Origin of the sequence: Salipiger aestuarii (genome assembly GCF_003259905.1) — a bacterium.
Taxonomy (GTDB): domain Bacteria; phylum Pseudomonadota; class Alphaproteobacteria; order Rhodobacterales; family Rhodobacteraceae; genus Salipiger; species Salipiger aestuarii.
The window spans coordinates 1-18,520 of sequence record NZ_QLMG01000036.1; the positions used below are offsets into that span (position 1 = coordinate 1).

Here is an 18,520-nt window from a genome sequence, read left to right on the forward strand (position 1 = left end):
ATGGGCGCATATCCTGCTCACGGGCGAGTACAGATGGAAAAATCGGCGATGACCAGCCTTAACGTACTATTCTGCACTCAGCAGGAATCTACCCCAAGGTGGCGGTCACTGACGGCAGCACGGGGCGCGGTGGCCGGGCTGACTGTTTCCCATGTGCAACGGCTTTCGGGCGGGCAGAAACATGCAATTGCATGTTTCGGGCAGAGCGGCTAATGCCAGCCCCAGCCAGGCCCTGCCAAGCGACTTCGGGACAGATCGCACATTGGGGGACATCAGCCATGGCGTCACAGATCATTCGCACCGCCCTGCTTGCCGGAACAGCCACAGGCGCTCTTGGCACGGCACCCGCCGCCGCGCAGGACAGCACGCGGGATACCGGCGGCTATTACGAACTTGACCCGCTCTATTTCGAACTGCGGGACCCGCAGGCCGGGGCGGCGGACCGGGCGACATCCATGTATGTCTCGGGGTTCGAACTGGAACGCGCCCGCACCGGCGATCTCAAGGATCTGTTCGCGGGAATCGCGTCGGTCAGCGTCGGCGGGGCCATTCCGGTGGCGCAAAAGATCTTTGTGAACGGTGTCGACATGCTGAACCTCGGGGTGACGATCGACGGCACCGCGCAGAACAACCGCACCTTTCATCACACCACCGCCAATGCCATCGACCCCGGCCTGCTGCAAGAGGTGCGCGTCGATGCCACCGTGTCGCCTGCCGATGCGGGGCCCTATGCCCTTGCCGGCTCCGTGGTGATGGAAACCGTCGACCCCGAAAGCCTGCTGGGCGAGGGCCGGGATTTCGGCGGCAACCTGCGCCTGAGCTATGGCGACAACGGCGAGACGTTCCAGCGCGCGCTGACCGTCTCGGGCCGCACCGGCGGGTTGTCGATGCTGGGCTATGCCAGGCGCGCGACGGGCGAGGATTACACCACCGGCGCCGGCGACGAAATGGGCGGCACCGCCGCGGACCTTGACAGCTGGCTGGGCAAGGTCGCCTACCAGGCGCCGACGGGCCCCCGTCTGGAATTTTCCGCCCACCAGATCAGGGACGACGCGCGGCGCCAGTTCCGCGCCAATTTCGGCGGCAACGACGATTTCCTGCGCGGCTACGACACCACCCGCAGCAGCTATTCGCTGCGCTATGAAAACACCGCCGCCACCGGGCTGTGGGACCCTTCGGTGCATCTGGGCTATTCGGAAAGCGATGTCATCATCCCCGATCCCTATGACAGCAACGGCCTGTCCTGGACCGGATCCGCGACGCTGATGAACACGTTCAACCTGGCCAGCGGCACGGTGAATGCGGGTTACGATTACCGCGAACGCTTCGGGGAATACGACAGCCCGGCCTATGCGGAATACCAGACCGAGCACAGCCGCACCCATGGCGTGTTTGCCCAGGCGCGGCTTGATCCGACCGAGCGGCTGACCCTGTCCTTTGGCGCGCGCTACGATTGGCAGGAGTTCGAGGGCGTGACCGGCAAGACCGTGTCGCAATCCGGTGCCTCGGGCAATCTCTCGGCCAGCTACGCGCTGACGGACGGGCTGACCCTGCGCGGCGGCGTCAGCTCGATCTTTGGCGGAATCGATATCGAAGACAACTACACCTATTTCGCCTTCACCGATCCGTTCGACTACGGCACGCTGGACGCATCCCGCGCCCGCAGCGCCACGGTCGGGCTGGACTGGCAGCGCGGCAGCCTGAAACTGGGGGGCGAAGTGTTCGTGACCGCCATCGACGACGCACGCGGCGGCGGCGAAAATTTCGATTTCGAAAGCAAGGGCTTCAATCTTGGGGCGAGCTTTGGCTGGGACAGCGGCTTTGCCCGGTTCACCCTGTCCAGAAGCAACGGGTTCATCGACGGCGACCGCGCTGAAAGCTATGCGCTGCTGGATTTCGGCGCGCCGCTGGGCACGGTCATGGCGTTTGAAATCGAACAGGACACCCGCGTGGACGGACTGCGTGTGGGCGGCGGTCTGGACGCGGCGGCGCCCCATGACATGCCCTCGGGGCTGCAAGACCTGGATGGCTACGGCGCGGTCAACCTGTTCGCCGAATATGTGCCCCAGCAGACGGACAGCATCACCCTGCGCGCCGAGGTGCAGAACCTGTTCGATGCGGAATACGCCGATCGTGGCACCTATGGCGGCGACTACGCCGGGTTCGAAACGCTCAAGGAACCGGGTCGCACGCTGTCGCTGGTGGCCGTCGCGCGATTCTGATCCGGGCAAGGCCGCATCCCCTCCGCAGGGCGGCTGGCCGTCTAGGGATAGAGCCGGATCAGCATCCGCGACAGCGCATAAGCCTCGTCCGTGGTCATGCGGCTTTCCAGTTGCGCGCGGATCGCGGTTTCGTAAACCGTCCAGATGCGCCGGTGCACGCCCAGCCCTTCGGGGGTCAGCGCCAGGATCTGGCCGCGCCCCGGCCCCGGCCTGGGGCTGCGGCTGATCCAGCCCGTGCTCTCCAGCCGTTGGGCGTGGCGCGACAGGGCGTATTGCGGCATGAAAAGCCTGCCTTCCAGATCCGCCATCGCGACGCCGCCGGGGCCTGCGCGTTCCAGTTCGAGCAGGATTTCGTACCAGACGGGATCGTCCAGGCCTTCGTCGCGCAGGGCCCGCGCGATTTTCGGCCCCAGACTGCGCTGGATGCGCATCAGGTTGAACCAGACGCGGTTATAGGCGACCTCGTCACAGGCGTCGGCGGCGAAGGCCGGGGGCTTGCTGGCGTTGCCTGGCGCGCTCACTGTCTGGATCTCCGGGCGGTTCGCCAACCGTAATACGCTGCCGGTCGGGCCGCAACAAGCACGGCCGCGCGCCCTTGCGATACACATAAGGCGTGTGTATATTCCCTGTCACCCCCCCAAAGGACCGGATGCCATGCCCCAGCCCGCCCAGGAAAAGCAACGGACCAACGTGACGCTGACCGCCGGAACGCTGGAAAAGGCGCGGAAATTCGGCCTGAACGTGTCGGCCATCAGCGATGCGGCGCTGGCCAGGGCCGTGGCCGAGGCCGAAAGCCGTGCCTGGGCCGACCGGAACGCCGCGGCCATCGCCGAGCGGCGCCGGTGGATCGAAACCCACGGTGCCCCGCTCGCCGACGTTCAGGTGCTGCGGATCGACTGATGGCGCAATTCCACGTCCACAGGATTGCGCGGGGGCGGCTTGTGCTGGATCTTCAGACCGACCTGATCGACACCGGCACCCGCGTCGTCGCGCCCCTGATCCCAAGGTCCGAAGGCCCCCGCGCGCTGGATCGGCTCGAGCCCGGCTTTGACATCGGCGGCATCGAGCATGTGCTGCACACCGCCGAAATGGCCGCGGTGGCGACGCACCTGCTGCAAGATCCGCCGCTGGCCGACCTGACCGCGCGCGACTACGACATCCGGCGCGCGCTCGATATGGTGTTTTCGGGGTTCTGACCCGCCCGCGCCGGTCTTTGGCGGCAGCCGATACGCGGCGCATCGTAAGGTGGGTTCCGGCGCTGCGCAAACTGCACGGGGCGGGCGCGGAAACCCGTTTACAACGCCCCCGGCCTGGCGCACCAGAAAGGCGCGAAGCCGTTCATGACCGGAGGAAAGACACGATGAAGGCGCTGGTGCTGGAGGGAAAGAACAAGCTGACGCTGCGGGATTTCGACATTCCCGGAACGCTTGGCCCGCGCGATGTGCGGATCAAGATCCATACCGTGGGGATCTGCGGGTCGGACGTGCATTACTACACCCATGGCAAGATCGGGCCGTTCGTGGTGACCCGGCCGATGGTGTTGGGGCACGAAGCGGCCGGAACCGTGATCGCCTGCGGCCCCGAGGTGACCGGGCTCGCCCCCGGCGACCGGGTCTGCATGGAACCCGGCATCCCCGACCCCGACAGCCGCGCCAGCAAGCTGGGCATCTACAACGTCGATCCCGCCGTGACCTTCTGGGCGACGCCCCCGGTGCACGGCTGCCTGACACCCGAGGTGATCCACCCCGCCGCCTTTACCTACAAGCTGCCCGATACGGTCAGCTTTGCGATGGGGGCCATGGTCGAACCCTTCGCCATCGGGATGCAGGCGGCGCTGCGGGCGCGCATCCAGCCCGGCGACATCGCCGTCGTCACCGGCGCGGGGCCGATCGGCATGATGGTGGCGCTTGCCGCGCTCGCGGGAGGCTGCGCGCGCGTCATCGTCGCCGACATGGCCCAGCCCAAGCTGGACATCATCGGCGCCTATGACGGTATCGAGACGGTCAACATCCGAAACACGCCCGCCGCCGATGCGGTGGCCAGGGGCACCGACGGCTGGGGCGCCGACGTGGTGTTCGAATGCTCGGGCGCGGCGCCGGCGATTCTGGGGATGCACCAGCTGGCCCGCCCCGGCGGCGCCATCGTGCTGGTGGGCATGCCGGTGGACCCGGTGCCGGTGGACATCGTGGGCCTTCAGGCGCGCGAGCTGCGCATTGAAACCGTGTTCCGCTATGCCAACGTCTACGACCGTGCCATCGCGCTGCTGGCCTCGGGCAAGGTCGATCTTGCACCGCTGGTGTCGGACACTCTGGCCTTTGACGACGCCATCGCCGCCTTTGACCGCGCTGTCGAGGCGCGGCCCACCGACGTCAAGCTGCAAATCCGTATGCCGGACTGAAACCCGGTCGGCGATCCTGTCTGAAAAGAACAGGCGCCATCTGCACAGGTATTCCCGCAGGCGCCGCCTCATTTTTCCTTCATGCCATTGGCTTGCCCGGCACACGCCGCCCCGAGGCAGGGTCGGCGCCGCCTCGCAGGCCATCGCAGAGGGCGCGCCGGTCATCGAATGGCCGACCGGCGGCACGCGGATCAAAAGCTCGGGGGCGACGGATGGGCGCCCCGTGTGGCTGCACAAACCGGCGAGGCAGGCACAGGGGCCGATCAGAACGACGAACCGATCGTTGCAGCGCCAGAGGGGGCCCCGCCGCCCCGCGGGGCATGATCGTCCAGCGGGAACCCGTAGAACAGCGCCGGTTGCGCCGCGTGCGGGGTGCGGGAATTGAACCGGCCCCGCGACTGTCGATCAAGCAACGGATTTTCAACAAGATGCGCGCGAACTGTCATATGCTGCGAGGCGACTGACGCCTTCACCAGATAACCTGAATCCCGACATTCTTCGGTTGCCGATCTTTGCCGTTCCTGCCCGCCAGGTCCTGAAGGGATGCCGAAAGGCACACAACCTGAGCGACCACGGCAGACGGTTCCACAGGATCGCCGGGGCGACTTTTCGGGGAATGGATGCCCGTGGCAATGACAGGCTAGCGTCCTCTTTGGGGGCCGTGACCCCCCGCGCAACCCAGCGCGCCGATGGGCGCCGCCTTCGTCGATCACCGGGTGCGCTCGTGGAAAATCAAACGCTATGCCGAGCCGTTCCAGGCCCCCCGGTCGAAGACCGCCATGCGCGCCCTGAGCACGCCTGCCAGGCACCCCCGGTCCTGGGTGATCGCGATCCGCTTTGGGACCGGGGGCCTGCGCGATCTGCCCGAACGCCGGGCGGTCGATCCGCTGTCTGTCACCGATGATGCGCTGTTTTCCGCTGCCCCCGCGCTGCCCCCGTGCCGCCTGCGCGGGGCTAAAGCGTCGCGCGGGTCCAGACCGCGTCATGATCCGACAGCGGGCGGCCGTCGGCATCCTCGGACGGGATCACCGCGTTGTTTCCCGGCGTCAGGCCACGCCCGGCGAACCAGTCCAGCTTCATCTTGCGTTCGGGATGGGGCGTGATGAGGCTGGGCCGCGTGGTCATGCCGTCCGCCGTGAAATCCCAGGCATAGCCGCGCGTTCGGGCGGCATCGAACAGCGATTCCTGCCGCCAATCGAAATCGGGGGGGATGTGATTGCCGGTGTTCAGATCGCCTCCGATCAGCACGGGCATGTCGGGGGCAAAGCGGTCGATGCCGTCCAGCAGCCCGATCATCTGGCCCGCGCGGTGATCGGCGCCGGAATTGCTTTCCAGATGGGTGGACACGACGCAGACCGGCCCCGCGGCGGTCGGCACCACGGCGGCAATCGCCATGCGCCCGCCAAGGCGTGGCTGGTCGGGGTCGGCACCCGCGCTGAACCAATGGCCGTGATCGTCCAGCCGGATCAGCGTGACCTTGTCGAAGGGCGCTCTGGACAGAACCGCATTGCCATGCCAGCCGAGCGCGTTGAACTCATCCTGGCAGAAATGCCGTTCGGTCGGCCCGCCCAGATCCAGTTCGTGAAATTCGACGCCGTAAGCGTAGGTCATGCCCAGACGAGAGGCCATCACCTCGGTCGTGTGGCGCTGCCGGGTGCGAGCCATGCCGTGATCGACCTCGGACAGCAGCACCACGTCGGGGGCCAGATGCGCGATATGGGCGGCGCTGTCTTCGGGGAACAGGCCGCGTTCGACGTTCCAGGCCACGACCGACAGCGCGCGGGGCAGCGCCGGGGCGATTGCCGTGCCGCCGGTCTGGACCATGCGCATGGCGGGGATGGTCGCCATCAGGGCGCGATGGGCATCGACGCTGCGCGGCGCGCTCAGCAGCTGCTGACGTTCGGCATCGGTGACCGGGGGCAGCGCGGGCACGACCGCGATCACAGCCGCGCCCCGGTTTCGGGGTGAAACAGCGCCAGCGCCGGGCCGGGCAGGTCAATCGGATACGTCCCCGGCGTAATCGCGACATCCTTGAGCACATGCGCGGTAAAGGTCTGCCCGGCGATCTGCCCGTGCAGCAGGCGGTGCGCGCCCAGTTCTTCGACCAGCGTGACGTCGAACCGGGCGCTGCCGGTGCCGATGCGCACGTCTTCGGGACGGATGCCCATGGTGACGGGGCCGCGATAGCCGTTGGGGGCCGCCATGACCGCCGCACCGTCGCCCAGGTGCAGCCCGTGGTCGGCGACCTCGGCGGTCATCAGGTTCATCGGCGGCGCGCCCATGAAGCTGGCGACAAAGGTCGAGGCGGGGGCGTGATAGATCTCGGCCGGGGTGCCGATCTGTTCGATCACGCCGCCGTTCAGCACCACGATGCGGTCGGCCATGGTCATCGCCTCGACCTGATCGTGGGTGACATAGATCGAGGTGACGCCAAGGCGGCGTTGCAGCGCCTTGATCTCGATCCGCATCTGATTGCGCAGCTTGGCATCCAGGTTGCTCAGCGGTTCGTCGAACAGGAACAGCGCCGGATCGCGCACGATGGCGCGGCCCATCGCGACGCGCTGGCGCTGCCCGCCCGAAAGCTGCGCGGGCTTGCGATCGAGGTGCTCGACAAGATTCAGCATGCGGGCTGCCTCATCGACCCTGGCGGCGATCTGATGGCCGGGAATCTTGCGGTTCTTCAGCCCGTAGCCGATGTTCCTGCGCACCGTCATATGCGGGTACAAAGCGTAGTTCTGGAACACCATGGCGATGTCGCGCTCGGCAGGGTCGACATCGTTGACCACGCGATCCCCGATCGACAGAGTGCCTGAGGTGATCGGTTCCAGCCCTGCAACCATGCGCAGCAGCGTGGATTTGCCGCAGCCCGACGGGCCGACGAGCACCAGAAATTCTCCGTCCTCGATCCGGAACGAGCAGGGTTTCACCGCCTCGAACCCGTTGGAATAGACCTTGCGGACGGCATTGAGCATGACGCGGGACATGAGCGTTTCCTTACTTGTCGGACTCGGTGAGGCCCTTGACGAACCAGCGTTGAAAGAACAGCACCACCAGCACCGGCGGCAGAACCGCCAGCAACGCCAGCACGTTGGACCGACCGTATTCGGGGATGTGGTTGCCTTCGAGGCTTTGGGTGATCTGCTTGATGCCCTGCACCAGCGTCACCTTGCCTTCTTCGGTCGAAACCATGGTGGGCCACAGGTACTGGTTCCAGCCATAGACGAACATGATGATGAACATCGCGGCGATCATGGTCCGGGACAGCGGTACAAGGATGTCGATGAAGAACCGCACCGGCCCGGCGCCGTCGATGCGCGCGGCTTCGGCCAGTTCTTCGGGGACGGACATAAAATACTGCCGGAAAAAGAACGTCGCGGTGGCCGACGCGATCAGCGGCACGATCAGCCCGGTCCAGCTGTTGAGAAGGCCCAGTTTCTGGGTGATTTCGTAGCTGGGCACGATGCGCACCTCAAGCGGCAGCAACAGCGTGGTAAAGATCAGCCAGAAGGCGAGGCCGGCGAACCGCAGTCGGAAATAGACGATTCCATAGGCGGCCATCATCGCCACGACGATCTTGCCAATGGCAAAGCCCAGCCCCAGGATCATCGAATTGCGAAACATCGTCAGGCCGGTGGTTTCGCCGGAAAAGCTCATGGACTGGAACAGCGCTTTTTTCAGGTTGCCCCGGAATTCGCCGCCGATGTCCAGCGAGGGGCCGTGCTGCATGATCTGCGCGTCGGGAATGGTGGCCATCTGCAACATCACCAGCAGCGGCACGATCATCAGGGCCGCGCCCGCGATCAGGATGGCGTGGTTGATGACGCTGGCCCAGCGGACCGGCTTGCGCGTGGTTTGGGCGGGGGCGGTTTGGGTCAGGTCTGCCATGCGTGCCTCAGGTGTAATGGATGCGCCGCTCGACGAGGCGGAATTGCATGATGGTCAGCGCCAGAACCAGCACCATGAGAACAACGGATTGCGCCGAGCTGCCGCCGATGTCCTGCCCTCGGAACCCGTCAAGATAGACCTGGTAGACAAGGGTGATCGGGCTGTCGCCGGGGTTGTTGCGCAGGATCGTGTCGATCAGCCCGAAGGTGTCGAACAGCGCATAGGTGATGTTGATGATAAGCAGGAAAAACCCGGTCGGCGCCAGCAGCGGAAAGGTGACGGTCCAGAACCGGCTGAAGCCGGACGCATTGTCGATCATCGCCGCCTCGCGCACCGCGCGGGGGATGGATTGCAACCCCGACAGAAAGAAGATGAAGTTCACCGGAATCTGTTTCCAGACCGCCGCCGCGATCATCACGAACCCGGTGTCGAAATAATCCAGCCGCACCCGCATCTGCCAGCCGAACATGGCGAAGAAATCCACCAGCGGGCCCCAGCGCTGGTTGAACAGGATCAACGCAAGGAAGCCCGCCACCGGGGGCGCCACCGCGTAGACCCACATCAACAGCGTGCGATAGGTTTTCGCGCCGCGCAGCACCGTGTCGGCCTTGACCGCCAGCAGCAGCGCGATGGACAGCGAGAACAGCGTGACGCACAGCGAGAATATCACGGTAAACCCGGCGTTTTTCAGATATTCGGCGCTGCCCCACAGCCGGGTGTAGTTGGCCCAGCCCACAAAGGTTTCGCCAAAGCCAAACGGGTCCTGAAGGAAAAACGAAGACCGCAGCGCCGCCCAGGCGGGCCAGTAAAAGAACAGGCAGATGATCGACAACTGTGGTACCAGCAGCAGGATCGGCAGCCAGCGGTTGTCGAATGCGGCGCGTTTCACGGGGATATTTCCTTGCAACGGGGAACGGCGGCCACCGATGTGACCGCCGCCCGATGTCGGTCTGACAGGCTTAGTTGCTGGCGTTGGTCTGGGCGAAGCGGGCGAGCAGGTCGTTGCCCTCGGCTTCGATATTGGCCAGTGCCTCGTCGATGGTGGTGTCGCCGCTCAGAAAGCGCGACAGCTCGCGGTTCTCGACGTCGCGGATCTGGACGTAAAATCCCATGCGGTAGCCGTGGGTATGCTCGCCCGCTTGCAGCATGAGCTGCTTGATGCCGGTTTCGGCGGCGGGAAAGCGGTCGTAATGACCATCGGATTTCGCCAGTTCATAGGCGGCGTTGGTGATCGGCACATAGCCGGTTTCGCGGTGCCACATGTACTGCACCTCGGCCGAGGTCAGGTATTCGAAGAACGCGGCCGAGGCGGCGTTTTCCTCATCCGACTTGCCGGACATGGCGAACAGCGACGCGCCGCCGATGAAGGTCTGGTAGCCTTCGGGCGTGATCGACGCCCAGTAGGGCAGATAGGTCGAGGCCCATCCGAACGGCAGGTCCAGCGCGGTCAGCCCGCCGAAATCGCCCGAAGACCCGATGTACATGGCCGCGTCGCCATCGGTGAAATGCGCCTTGTTGTCATCCCAGCTTGTGCCGTAAAATCCGAACAGCCCCGCATCCAGCCATTCCTTCACCTTGGTGAAGTGCATCTTCATCTCGGGCGAGTTGATCAGGATCTCGGTGCCCTCTGCCCTGTCGTAGCCATTATTGTTGGTGGCAAACGGCAGGTTGTGGCGCGAATGGAAATTCTCGATGAATTCCCAAGGCAGGTGCGTCTGCACCAGCGGGGTGTAGCCGGCTTCCCTGATCGCGGGGGCGGCGGCCTCGAAATCCTCGTAGGTGGCGGGGGCCGACACACCGGCCGCGTCCAGCGCATCCTGGTTGTAGTACAACACCGGAGAGGACGAGTTGAACGGCATGCCGATCATCTTGCCGTCGCTGTCCGCGTAGAAATAGCGCACCCCGGCGATGTAATCGTTGATGTCGAAATCGACGCCGTTCTGGGTCAGCAGATCCTGCACCGGAATGGTGGCGCCCTGCGCGCCGATCACCGTGGCGGCGCCGGCATCGAACACCTGCACGATGTTGGGCTGCTCGCCCGCGCGGAAGGCGGCGATGGCGGCGGTCAGGGTTTCCTCGTACGAGCCCTTGAACACCGGGGTGATGGTGTATTCGTCCTGGCTTTCGTTGAAGCCGGTCGCGATCTGGCCGACCACGTCGCCAAGATGGCCGCCCATGCCGTGCCACCAGGTGATCTCGGTTTCGGCCCAGGCCCCCTGGGCGGTCAGCGCAAGGCTGACGGCGGTGAAATGCGCAATGTGCTTCATCGGTTGTCTCCGGTCGTGATGGCGGGAAGGGGCGCGGGGGCGTCCCTCTTGACGATCACGGGCTAGAGACGTTGTGTAACGGCGATGTGACCTCTGCTTGACAGTTTGGTATCACCAGCGCGCAGGCGTCGCGCCGCAACGGCGCGTCAGGCGGGCGGCACCGGGGCCGTCGCGGATGCAAGCGTCACCCAGGTCCCCCCGGCCTCGTAGCTGTCGGCGCAGGCGTCGGTGAACAGCATTCCCCTCAGCCCCTCGATGGCCCCCGGAAGATGCCGCAGCGTCCCCGGCGCCAGCGCAACGCCATGACGACGCGCGGCGACCGCCAGGCCGGCTTCGGCATAAAGGTTGGCCCATGCGTCGCTCAGCGCCTCGCCATGGCCACGGGGCAGGTGACTGATCCGGGCAGCATCGGGGCGGATGCCCTGCCCCCCGCCGCGCACAAAGATGTGCTCTTCGGCATCGCGGGGCACATAGCGCAGCCGCTCGGGGGTTTCCTGATCCCATTCCAGCGCGCCCCCGCTGCCCCAGACCCGAACGCGCAAGGCACAGAACTGCCCCGGCGCCGCGTTGCACAGATGCAGCAGGCCCGGCGCGCCATTGTCCAGCCGCAGCGACACATGCGCGGTGTCCGGCTGCGGCTTCGGCGCGCCGCAGGTGAACATGTCGGCGCGCAACGAGACCACATCACGGCCGGTCATCGCCTGCAACAGATGCAGCGCATGGGTCCCGATGTCGCCCACGATGGAACTGCGCCCGACCCGCGCCGGGTCCTGTCGCCAGATCGGGGACTCCTCGGGCTGGCCCCCCTGGTTCCAATCCTGGAAATACTCCATCTGCACCTGGCGCAACTGCCCGATGGCGCCCTCTTCGATCAACGCCGAAGCCTGACGGACCATGGCATGCTGCGCAAACGGATAGGTCATCGTCAGGCTGACGCCGGTTTCGGCCCGAAGCGCCACAAGCATCCGCGCATCGGCCACGGTGGTGGTCATCGGCTTGTCCAGGATCACGTCGATGCCGGCACGCAGGAAGCAGGCGGCGATCCCGGCGTGGCTGTCGTTGGGGGTGCAGATCGACACCGCCTCGATCCCGTCCGGGCGGGCCGCCTCGCACGCGGCCATTTCGCGATAATGGGTATAGCTGCGATCCGGCGCGATGCACCAGTCGCGGGCAGACGCGGCCGCGACCTCGGGGCGCGACGATAGCGCCCCGGCGACCACCTCCCAGTGGTTCGACAGGCGTGCCCCGGCGAAATGCCAGTTGCCGACAAGCCCGCCGCGCCCTCCCCCGACAAACCCAAGCCGCAAACGCCGTCCCAGAGGAGGAATGCGCAGGGCGCTGCTGTCCGCGAAAACCATTCTTGTCCTCCCCCTGCCGCGCCAACGGCGGCTCTTGCCCCGTTGTCATCGTTTCCACGCAGGCTGTCCAGCCGTCTGCCCGGCCAAAAATGTCGCAGGAAAGGGGACCGACGCGCCGCCCCGCCCTTCATCTTGCCAGACAAACTCCCGCCGGAGGCAGGCGGACGCTTGCGGCCAGGAGCGCCGCCGGGCTCGGTGATGTCGGCAAGAACCTGTGCGGCCACCGCCTTGGCACGGCGGTCGGCGGCCTTGAAATTCATCCCCCCGGTGTCGCCCTTTGGCGGGACCAGATACGCCGCATCGGGAAAGAAGGTCGCGTGCAACTGTTCCTGCCAATAGGCCGTGGCCACGACGACGCGGGCCCGTTGCGCGGCGTTCAGCCGCAGCTTCTGGCCGTTCTTCGTCAGTGCCATCACGCGCTGCACGCTTGTCTTGAAGCGGGGGTTGACCCCGCCCTTCCCGGCATCGACCGGCGACAGCTGTTCGGCGCTCCGGCGCATTGCCAGCAATCCGGGAAGGGTCAGCGAGAGGTTGTCATGCACCGGCGCTTTCAACCCATCGCGGGACAGGCCAAGCGCCTGGCAGAAATCTTCAAGCAGATCGCCGCCGACAAGGACGTTGCGGTCCTGCAACCGCAGATCCATCCGGTCCTTTCCGACCGTCCGGACCCAGTTCAGCAGAACCGTGCTCCAGTTGATGTCCCGGGTGAAAAATCCGACAAATTGGTTCATCGTGATCGGAGAGCCACGCTTGGCACGTTCGGACACGTCGCTGGGGAATGAACTCCAGCGGATCGCGGATGTAGGCGATGTAACGCACATCGTCGAACGCGCGGATCGCATCGGGTTCGCGAATCCAGGATGAAATGTGCTCGCTGGAAAACGCGGCCCCGAGGTTGCCCAGAAAGGTGTTCAGGATCGTGATCGTGTTCACCCCGTCGCCGTCCGGATCATGGATCACATCGGCGCCGACCTGAGTGGTGGTCGCGATGAATGCGTCATGGCTTTCGTCCTCGCCGATGCCAGTCTGCATCCGCAGCGTGTCATGCGCGTTGGAATAGGCGGCCGTTGCGAAATTTTCGACTGTGTCGTTGCCGAAACCGGCATTGCAGACGAATACATCCGCCCCGGCCGCCCCCTTCAGCACATCATCTCCGACGTGGCCGAACAGGGCATCGTTGCCCCAGCCGCCAAACAGCGTGTCATCGCCGCCCAGGCCCCGCAGCGTATCGGCCCCTGCAAAGCCGTTCAGAATGTCATTCGCGGCGGTTCCATCGAGCGGATCGTCAAACTGGAATCCGTTGACTGCGGCCATTCTGCTCAATCCCTTCAACCATAATGCCAGAGGACACATGTCGCGCTTGACAGTTGAATAATTGCCCACGGGTGTAAAAAACCGGGCGCAAATATGATTTGTGGCCGATATGTGCTCGAATACACGCGTTGCGAGGGGTGTGCAGGCCATGACTTGACCCTGTTTGCAACTTCCGGCAGTGATAGTCGGCGGTTTTCGGGCACCCCACGGCCAGGTATCAGGCAGGTTCGAATCGCACTCTGGACACAATACGCGGTGACCCATGACCAAGACGCTTATCCTGCACATCGGGCACTACAAAACCGGAACCACGGCCTTGCAGGTCTTCGCTGTCGAGAACCGCCGGTTCCTGGCCGAACACGGCGTCGATTATCCCAAGGTCTGGCACAATCGCGCCAAGCATTCCGCGCTGCTTTTCTCGATCCTTCGACAGATCGGCGTGACCAAGCTGATGCACGGCTACGCCAATACCGTATCGCCCCACAAGGTGTGGGGCGATATGTTCAAACATATCGAATCCTCGCCGTACCCCGTGACGCTGGTCAGCTCCGAAGAGTTCATGCGCATTGGCCAGTTCCCCGCCGCGCAGGCCCTGCTGGGCGAAATCCTTGCCACCCGTCCTGCCGGCCTGACGGTGCGCGCCGTCGTCTACCTGCGCGATCCTGCGTCGCATCTGCGATCCTGGTACAACCAGTTGATCAAGATGAACCGCCATGTCGCCGACCTGAACACGGCGCTGAACGGCGACATCGAAGACATCCATTTCGACTACCGCCGCGCCGTCGCCCCCTGGTGCAGGCTGCTTGGCGCGGAAAATGTCGATGTGCGGCCCTATAGTTTCGACCGTAACAACCCCGCGGCGCTGCACGACGACTTCTTCGGCAGCGTCGGCGTCACCCTGACCGACGCCACGCGCGTGGTGAAAGAACAGAACCCGCGCCTTGACGACCGGGTGAGCGAGCTGGTGCGGCTGATGCAGAACCTCGATTTACCGCAAGGCACAATCGGCGCGATCAGACGTCAGGCGCTGGCCTATATGGCCGCGCAGGATGAACAGGTGGTCACGCCCGGCTCTGGCGTGCCGTCCGCCCGCGCGCGCGCCGCATCGTCGATCGACTGGCTGAAAACGCTGCCCAACTGCAACCTGCCGCTGGATCGCTTCGCCGAGAACCTGCCGGAGCCGATGAGCCAGGAAGAGATCAACCGGAACCTGCTGCTGGGCTTCGTGTTTTCCGAATTCATCCAGCTGCGCAAAAAGGTCAACAAGGCGGACCTGACCGGAATGCACGAGCGGCTTTCCCGGCTGGAAGCGGCTCTTGGGCAAACCGCCCAAGGCCGTCCTCCGCTGTTCTAGGGGGCAGGCGCCCGCCAAGGGAACGCGCCCGGCCTTCCGGACAGGGCCGGCCCGTGCGCCGCGTCTCTGCTTCCTCTTGCCAGCTAAACGCCCGCCGAAGGCAGGTCTGCCATCGCGCCCGCCCGCGATGCCGGGAGGCATATCGCGAAAACCACTTACCCCACCCTGCAAGATGTTCCTGGGCAAGCCGGGCATATTCTGCAATGTGTTGCGACAGCTCCCCTGTCTTGCTGGAAAGCAACGAGAACGGAGATGGCCCATACTGAGCTGGATTTGCGTGAACGCAACGCAGTTCAACAAACTCGGGAAGCAAGACAGCCGATCAGCGTGATCGCAGCTGAAATCGACGGGGGCACAAATAGTCCCCGGCTGAATGCGCTGACCGAAAAGGCAGAAGTCGCAGCGACGCCGGAAAACGTCCGCCCCGCACGTCCGGTGTGCGGTCAGGCCGCGGCGGTCGCGGCAAGCTCGACCGCTTGGCACAGCGCCTCTTCGGCGCAGCGCGTCGGGGGAAGCGCGGAACACACCTGTCTGCGACCGGGCCCGACTTCATAGACGCACGACAGGTAGGACCCGCCGGCAATCGCGGAGGCGCACGGAATCCAGCGCCCTCCGGGGCCTTCGACGGGGTTTCCAATGCGCACGTTCACCGAACCCGGCGGCGGGCAGGACACAGGGACAAACTTGTCAAACAGCTTATCGAGATACATGGCGGCTCCTTTTCGTGCCGGGTATCATTCAGGCGCAAGGTGACCGAAATATGGCCGGGCGCGCCTCCTTGCCTTTGGAAGGCCACAATCGGGCGGGCAAGGTGGCCGTTGGGGCCGGATGCCATTGGGCCGCATCCCCGATTGGCTTGACGATGCCGGGCAAATTATTTTGGAAACAAAGGTTTAAGGTGATGGTAAGGACGACGGTGATTTCCTTGCAAGTTTATGTGTTTTTCGTGTTTGTGCCGCATTCGCCCTGCCTGCACCCGGCGCCCCGGCACAAGCAAAGCCGGGCCTGTGTCCGGTCGAACGGGCCGTCAGGCAGGGAATTCGCGATCGGCGCCGCAAACAGCGCCACGGGCCGCGTGGTCGGGCGCCGAGGTCGAGCCAGTTCCAGCATGATACCACACCGCAGGCTTCGACGGGCAATCGGATTGATGTCCGGCCCTGCGCCCTGACCCCGCGCCGCTGCCCTGATACCGACAGGCGCGGCGACCATGTCGATACCGGCGCCGATCATGGTGGACGAAGCGCCGCGCCGACGCCGGACACCGACCGGCGCACCGGGGCCGCCGATGCGCCCGGTCAGAACTCGACGCCCTGCTGGGCCTTGATGCCGTCGCGAAACGGATGTTTGACAAGCGTCATCTCGGTCACCAGATCCGCCGCTTCGATGAGCTCGGGCCTGGCGTTGCGCCCGGTCAGGCAGACATGGGTCATCGCCGGCTTTTGCGTCAGCAGGAAATCCACCACCTCGTCGATGTCCAGATAATCGTTGCGCAGGGCGATGTTGATCTCGTCCAGCAGCACGAAGCGGATGTCGGGGTCAAGGATCTGCGCCTTGGCGATATCCCACCCCGCGCGGGCGGCGGCGATGTCGCGCGCGCGGTCCTGCGTTTCCCAGGTGAACCCTTCGCCGGACACGAAAAAACGGCACTCGTCGGCAAAGCGCGTGCGCAGCATTTCGGCCTCGCCGGTGATCCAGGTGCCCTTGATGAACTGCACCACGGCGCAGGGCATCCCATGACCGATACAGCGCAAAATCATGCCGAACCCCGACGACGACTTGCCCTTGCCGGTGCCGGTGTGCACGATCAGCAGGCCCTTTTCGTCGGTTTTCGTGGCCATCATGCGATCACGCGCGACCTTGATTTTCTTCATCTTTTCGCTGTGGCGCGTGTTTTTATCTTCGGTCATGTCCGGCTGTGCTCTTGACTTGTCTGTGAATTTTGCCTGATGTGGCCTGACGTTGGTGCCTGTGTAAACAGGTGAAAAGGGAATGTGGAATCGGGGCGCTCTGCAAGGGGCGTCGTGGTCAACCTCAGCCGCCCCCGCGACCGTGAACGAAAAAGGGCGCTTAATGCCACTGGCCGCAAGGCTGGGAAGGCAGAGCACCCGCTGGGCCACCGCCCTGAATTTCGTGAGCCGGGAGACCTGCCAACCTGACCGAAGACCGACCGGACGGGGTGTGCCGGCGTCGGAGTGCGCCCGCATGTGCGCCCTTCCGCCGATAGCCCTGTCTGCCAAGCCGATGGGGCACACGCGAATGAAAGACCTTGCGCACACGCCTGGGGATACCGCCACCGAGATGCTGGTCTGCGTGACCTGCCGCCGCAAGGGGGCATCGCCGGATGACCCCCGCCGGCCGGGCCGGGTGCTGTACGATCGGATCGTCGCAGAGGCGCTGCCCGCCGGGCTGACCGTCACTCCGGTGGAATGCCTGCAAAACTGTTCCAACGCCTGCACCGTCGCGCTGCGCGGGGGCGATGCGAAATGGACCTACATCTTTTCCAACGTCGATGAATCGGCCCACGCCCCGATGCTGGCCGCCGGGGCCGCGCAATACCACGGCGCCCCCGATGGCGTGATCCCGTGGCGCGACCGCCCCGAGCATTTCAAGCGCAACTGCCTGGCGCGCATTCCCCCGCTTTCCCCCAACAAGGCCTGAGCCATGACCGATCTGACCAAGCTGCCCGTCACCGTCATCACCGGATTTCTCGGGTCGGGCAAGACCACGCTGATTTCGCAGCTGATGCAGGCCCCCGGCGGGCGCAGGCTGGCCGTGGTGGTGAATGAATTCGGCGATGTGGGCGTGGATGGCGACATCCTGAAAAGCTGTGCCATTCCCGACTGCCCGGCGGAAAACATCGTCGAGCTTGCGAACGGCTGCATCTGCTGCACCGTGGCCGATGATTTCATTCCCACCATCGAGGCGCTGATGGCGCTGGACCCGCGCCCCGATCACATCCTGATCGAAACCTCGGGGCTGGCGCTGCCCAAGCCGCTGCTGCGCGCGTTCGACTGGCCCGACATTCGCGCCCGCATCACCGTGGATGGCGTGATCGCGCTGGCCGATGCCGAAGCGGTGGCGGCGGGGCGCTTCGCCCCCAACGTCGCGGCGGTGGATGCGCAACGCGCCGCCGATGACAGCATCGACCACGAAACGCCCCTGTCCGAGGTGTTCGAAGATCAGATTTCCTGCGCCGACATCGTGGTGCTGACCAAGCCCGACCTTGCCGGTCGCGAAGGTGTCGCCCGCGCCCGCGACATCATCGCCGCGCAAGCGTCCCGGTCCCTGCCCGTGGTCGAGGTGGCCGAGGGCGCCATCGACCCCCGCATCATCCTTGGCCTTGGCGCGGCGGCGGAAAACGATCTGGATGCGCGGCCCAGCCATCACGACGGCGCCCCCGACCACGACCACGACGATTTCGAAAGCATCGTGGTCGACATCCCCGAACTGGCCGATCCCGCCGATCTGGTCGCGGCCATCGAGGGGCTGGCGCGCAGCCACAACATCCTGCGGGTCAAGGGCCATGCCTCGGTCGCGGGCAAGCCGATGCGGCTGCTGGTGCAGGCGGTGGGCGCGCGGGTACGCCATCAATACGACCGACCCTGGGCGCCGCATGAGGCGCGACGGGGGCGGCTGGTGGTCATCGCCGAACACGATGACATCCACCCCGATCAGATCCGCGCCGCGCTGCACGCCGTCACCCCCGCCCCGGCCGGGTAACG

Annotated in this window: 17 protein-coding genes and 1 riboswitch; of the genes, 7 read left to right on the forward strand and 10 right to left on the reverse strand. The window is 65.2% G+C overall.

From position 1 onward, the window contains the following. The first annotated feature begins 278 nt into the window (after window positions 1–278). A complete protein-coding gene (locus ATI53_RS16315) occupies window positions 279–2,222 on the forward strand; it encodes a TonB-dependent receptor plug domain-containing protein (protein WP_111550870.1) in 1,944 nt (647 codons plus the stop codon). A 41-nt stretch (window positions 2,223–2,263) separates the two neighbouring features. Here ATI53_RS16315 and ATI53_RS16320 read toward each other — a convergent pair whose 3' ends face one another. Next, window positions 2,264–2,743, reverse strand: coding sequence for a MarR family winged helix-turn-helix transcriptional regulator (locus ATI53_RS16320; RefSeq protein WP_009506400.1), 480 nt, complete (start codon window positions 2,741–2,743; stop codon window positions 2,264–2,266). Window positions 2,744–2,876: 133 nt separating this feature from the next. On the opposite strand from ATI53_RS16320, the gene ATI53_RS16325 reads away from it, so the two are divergent. From ATI53_RS16325 to ATI53_RS16335, 3 genes are all read left to right on the forward strand, one after another. Beyond that, window positions 2,877–3,122 carry a type II toxin-antitoxin system CcdA family antitoxin gene (locus tag ATI53_RS16325; RefSeq protein ID WP_009506401.1) on the forward strand — a complete coding sequence of 82 codons (246 nt, stop codon included), beginning with the start codon at window positions 2,877–2,879 and terminating at the stop codon, window positions 3,120–3,122. Further along, the gene (locus ATI53_RS16330; protein ID WP_009506402.1) at window positions 3,122–3,418 is read left to right on the forward strand and encodes a CcdB family protein; all 297 of its coding nucleotides are present in this window, start codon (window positions 3,122–3,124) and stop codon (window positions 3,416–3,418) included. The genes ATI53_RS16325 and ATI53_RS16330 overlap by 1 nt, the downstream gene beginning before the upstream one ends. A 164-nt stretch (window positions 3,419–3,582) precedes the next feature. Then, window positions 3,583–4,620, forward strand: a complete 1,038-nt coding sequence (locus ATI53_RS16335; protein ID WP_111550871.1) for an NAD(P)-dependent alcohol dehydrogenase — start codon at window positions 3,583–3,585, stop codon at window positions 4,618–4,620. Between the two features lie 954 nt (window positions 4,621–5,574). Here ATI53_RS16335 and ATI53_RS16345 read toward each other — a convergent pair. From ATI53_RS16345 to ATI53_RS16375, 7 genes are all read right to left on the reverse strand, one after another. Beyond that, complete coding sequence (locus tag ATI53_RS16345; RefSeq protein ID WP_111550873.1) at window positions 5,575–6,564, reverse strand: endonuclease/exonuclease/phosphatase family protein; 990 nt, start codon at window positions 6,562–6,564, stop codon at window positions 5,575–5,577. Further along, window positions 6,561–7,604: a sn-glycerol-3-phosphate ABC transporter ATP-binding protein UgpC gene (gene ugpC, locus ATI53_RS16350; protein ID WP_009506405.1), complete on the reverse strand. Its 1,044-nt coding sequence runs from the start codon at window positions 7,602–7,604 to the stop codon at window positions 6,561–6,563. Before ugpC ends, ATI53_RS16345 begins: the two co-directional genes overlap by 4 nt. 10 nt (window positions 7,605–7,614) lie before the next feature. Continuing rightward, window positions 7,615–8,505, reverse strand: a complete 891-nt coding sequence (locus ATI53_RS16355; protein ID WP_009506406.1) for an ABC transporter permease subunit — start codon at window positions 8,503–8,505, stop codon at window positions 7,615–7,617. Window positions 8,506–8,512: 7 nt separating this feature from the next. Continuing rightward, entirely contained in the window at window positions 8,513–9,394 is an 882-nt protein-coding gene (locus tag ATI53_RS16360; RefSeq protein ID WP_009506407.1) for an ABC transporter permease subunit, read from the reverse strand. Between the two features lie 70 nt (window positions 9,395–9,464). After that, on the reverse strand, window positions 9,465–10,772 hold the full coding sequence (locus ATI53_RS16365) for an extracellular solute-binding protein (RefSeq protein ID WP_009506408.1): 1,308 nt from the start codon (window positions 10,770–10,772) through the stop codon (window positions 9,465–9,467). 146 nt (window positions 10,773–10,918) lie between these two features. Next, a complete protein-coding gene (locus ATI53_RS16370) occupies window positions 10,919–12,130 on the reverse strand; it encodes a Gfo/Idh/MocA family protein (protein WP_111550874.1) in 1,212 nt (403 codons plus the stop codon). A gap of 591 nt (window positions 12,131–12,721) precedes the next feature. After that, window positions 12,722–13,444, reverse strand: coding sequence for a calcium-binding protein (locus ATI53_RS16375; protein ID WP_170134600.1), 723 nt, complete (start codon window positions 13,442–13,444; stop codon window positions 12,722–12,724). 262 nt (window positions 13,445–13,706) lie between these two features. On the opposite strand from ATI53_RS16375, the gene ATI53_RS16380 reads away from it, so the two are divergent. Further along, complete coding sequence (locus ATI53_RS16380) at window positions 13,707–14,798, forward strand: sulfotransferase family protein (protein ID WP_009506411.1); 1,092 nt, start codon at window positions 13,707–13,709, stop codon at window positions 14,796–14,798. Between the two features lie 443 nt (window positions 14,799–15,241). On the opposite strand, the gene ATI53_RS16385 is transcribed toward ATI53_RS16380, so the two are convergent. Together ATI53_RS16385 and cobO are read right to left on the reverse strand one after the other, a co-directional pair. Beyond that, the gene (locus ATI53_RS16385) at window positions 15,242–15,508 is read right to left on the reverse strand and encodes a hypothetical protein (RefSeq protein WP_009506412.1); all 267 of its coding nucleotides are present in this window, start codon (window positions 15,506–15,508) and stop codon (window positions 15,242–15,244) included. A 585-nt stretch (window positions 15,509–16,093) separates the two neighbouring features. Next, the gene (cobO, locus tag ATI53_RS16390) at window positions 16,094–16,705 is read right to left on the reverse strand and encodes a cob(I)yrinic acid a,c-diamide adenosyltransferase (protein ID WP_009506413.1); all 612 of its coding nucleotides are present in this window, start codon (window positions 16,703–16,705) and stop codon (window positions 16,094–16,096) included. A 36-nt stretch (window positions 16,706–16,741) separates the two neighbouring features. Beyond that, window positions 16,742–16,964, forward strand: a riboswitch (cobalamin riboswitch). 90 nt (window positions 16,965–17,054) lie between these two features. Between cobO and ATI53_RS16395 the strand changes: the two genes are divergently transcribed. Both ATI53_RS16395 and cobW read left to right on the forward strand, forming a co-directional pair. Further along, on the forward strand, window positions 17,055–17,456 hold the full coding sequence (locus ATI53_RS16395; protein WP_111550891.1) for a DUF1636 family protein: 402 nt from the start codon (window positions 17,055–17,057) through the stop codon (window positions 17,454–17,456). A 3-nt stretch (window positions 17,457–17,459) separates the two neighbouring features. Next, on the forward strand, window positions 17,460–18,518 hold the full coding sequence (gene cobW / locus ATI53_RS16400; RefSeq protein WP_111550876.1) for a cobalamin biosynthesis protein CobW: 1,059 nt from the start codon (window positions 17,460–17,462) through the stop codon (window positions 18,516–18,518). Window positions 18,519–18,520 lie beyond the last annotated feature (2 nt).

Excerpts from the sequence above, each read along its gene's own strand:
- ATI53_RS16315 (WP_111550870.1), top strand. The coding sequence starts at position 279 with ATGGCGTCACAGATCATTCGCACCGCCCTGCTTGCCGGAACAGCCACA.
- ATI53_RS16325 (WP_009506401.1), top strand. The coding sequence starts at position 2,877 with ATGCCCCAGCCCGCCCAGGAAAAGCAACGGACCAACGTGACGCTGACC.
- ATI53_RS16330 (WP_009506402.1), top strand. The coding sequence starts at position 3,122 with ATGGCGCAATTCCACGTCCACAGGATTGCGCGGGGGCGGCTTGTGCTG.
- ATI53_RS16335 (WP_111550871.1), top strand. The coding sequence starts at position 3,583 with ATGAAGGCGCTGGTGCTGGAGGGAAAGAACAAGCTGACGCTGCGGGAT.
- ugpC (WP_009506405.1), bottom strand. The coding sequence starts at position 7,604 with ATGTCCCGCGTCATGCTCAATGCCGTCCGCAAGGTCTATTCCAACGGG.
- ATI53_RS16355 (WP_009506406.1), bottom strand. The coding sequence starts at position 8,505 with ATGGCAGACCTGACCCAAACCGCCCCCGCCCAAACCACGCGCAAGCCG.
- ATI53_RS16365 (WP_009506408.1), bottom strand. The coding sequence starts at position 10,772 with ATGAAGCACATTGCGCATTTCACCGCCGTCAGCCTTGCGCTGACCGCC.
- ATI53_RS16370 (WP_111550874.1), bottom strand. The coding sequence starts at position 12,130 with ATGGTTTTCGCGGACAGCAGCGCCCTGCGCATTCCTCCTCTGGGACGG.
- ATI53_RS16375 (WP_170134600.1), bottom strand. The coding sequence starts at position 13,444 with ATGGCCGCAGTCAACGGATTCCAGTTTGACGATCCGCTCGATGGAACC.
- ATI53_RS16380 (WP_009506411.1), top strand. The coding sequence starts at position 13,707 with ATGACCAAGACGCTTATCCTGCACATCGGGCACTACAAAACCGGAACC.
- ATI53_RS16385 (WP_009506412.1), bottom strand. The coding sequence starts at position 15,508 with ATGTATCTCGATAAGCTGTTTGACAAGTTTGTCCCTGTGTCCTGCCCG.
- cobO (WP_009506413.1), bottom strand. The coding sequence starts at position 16,705 with ATGACCGAAGATAAAAACACGCGCCACAGCGAAAAGATGAAGAAAATC.
- ATI53_RS16395 (WP_111550891.1), top strand. The coding sequence starts at position 17,055 with ATGAAAGACCTTGCGCACACGCCTGGGGATACCGCCACCGAGATGCTG.
- cobW (WP_111550876.1), top strand. The coding sequence starts at position 17,460 with ATGACCGATCTGACCAAGCTGCCCGTCACCGTCATCACCGGATTTCTC.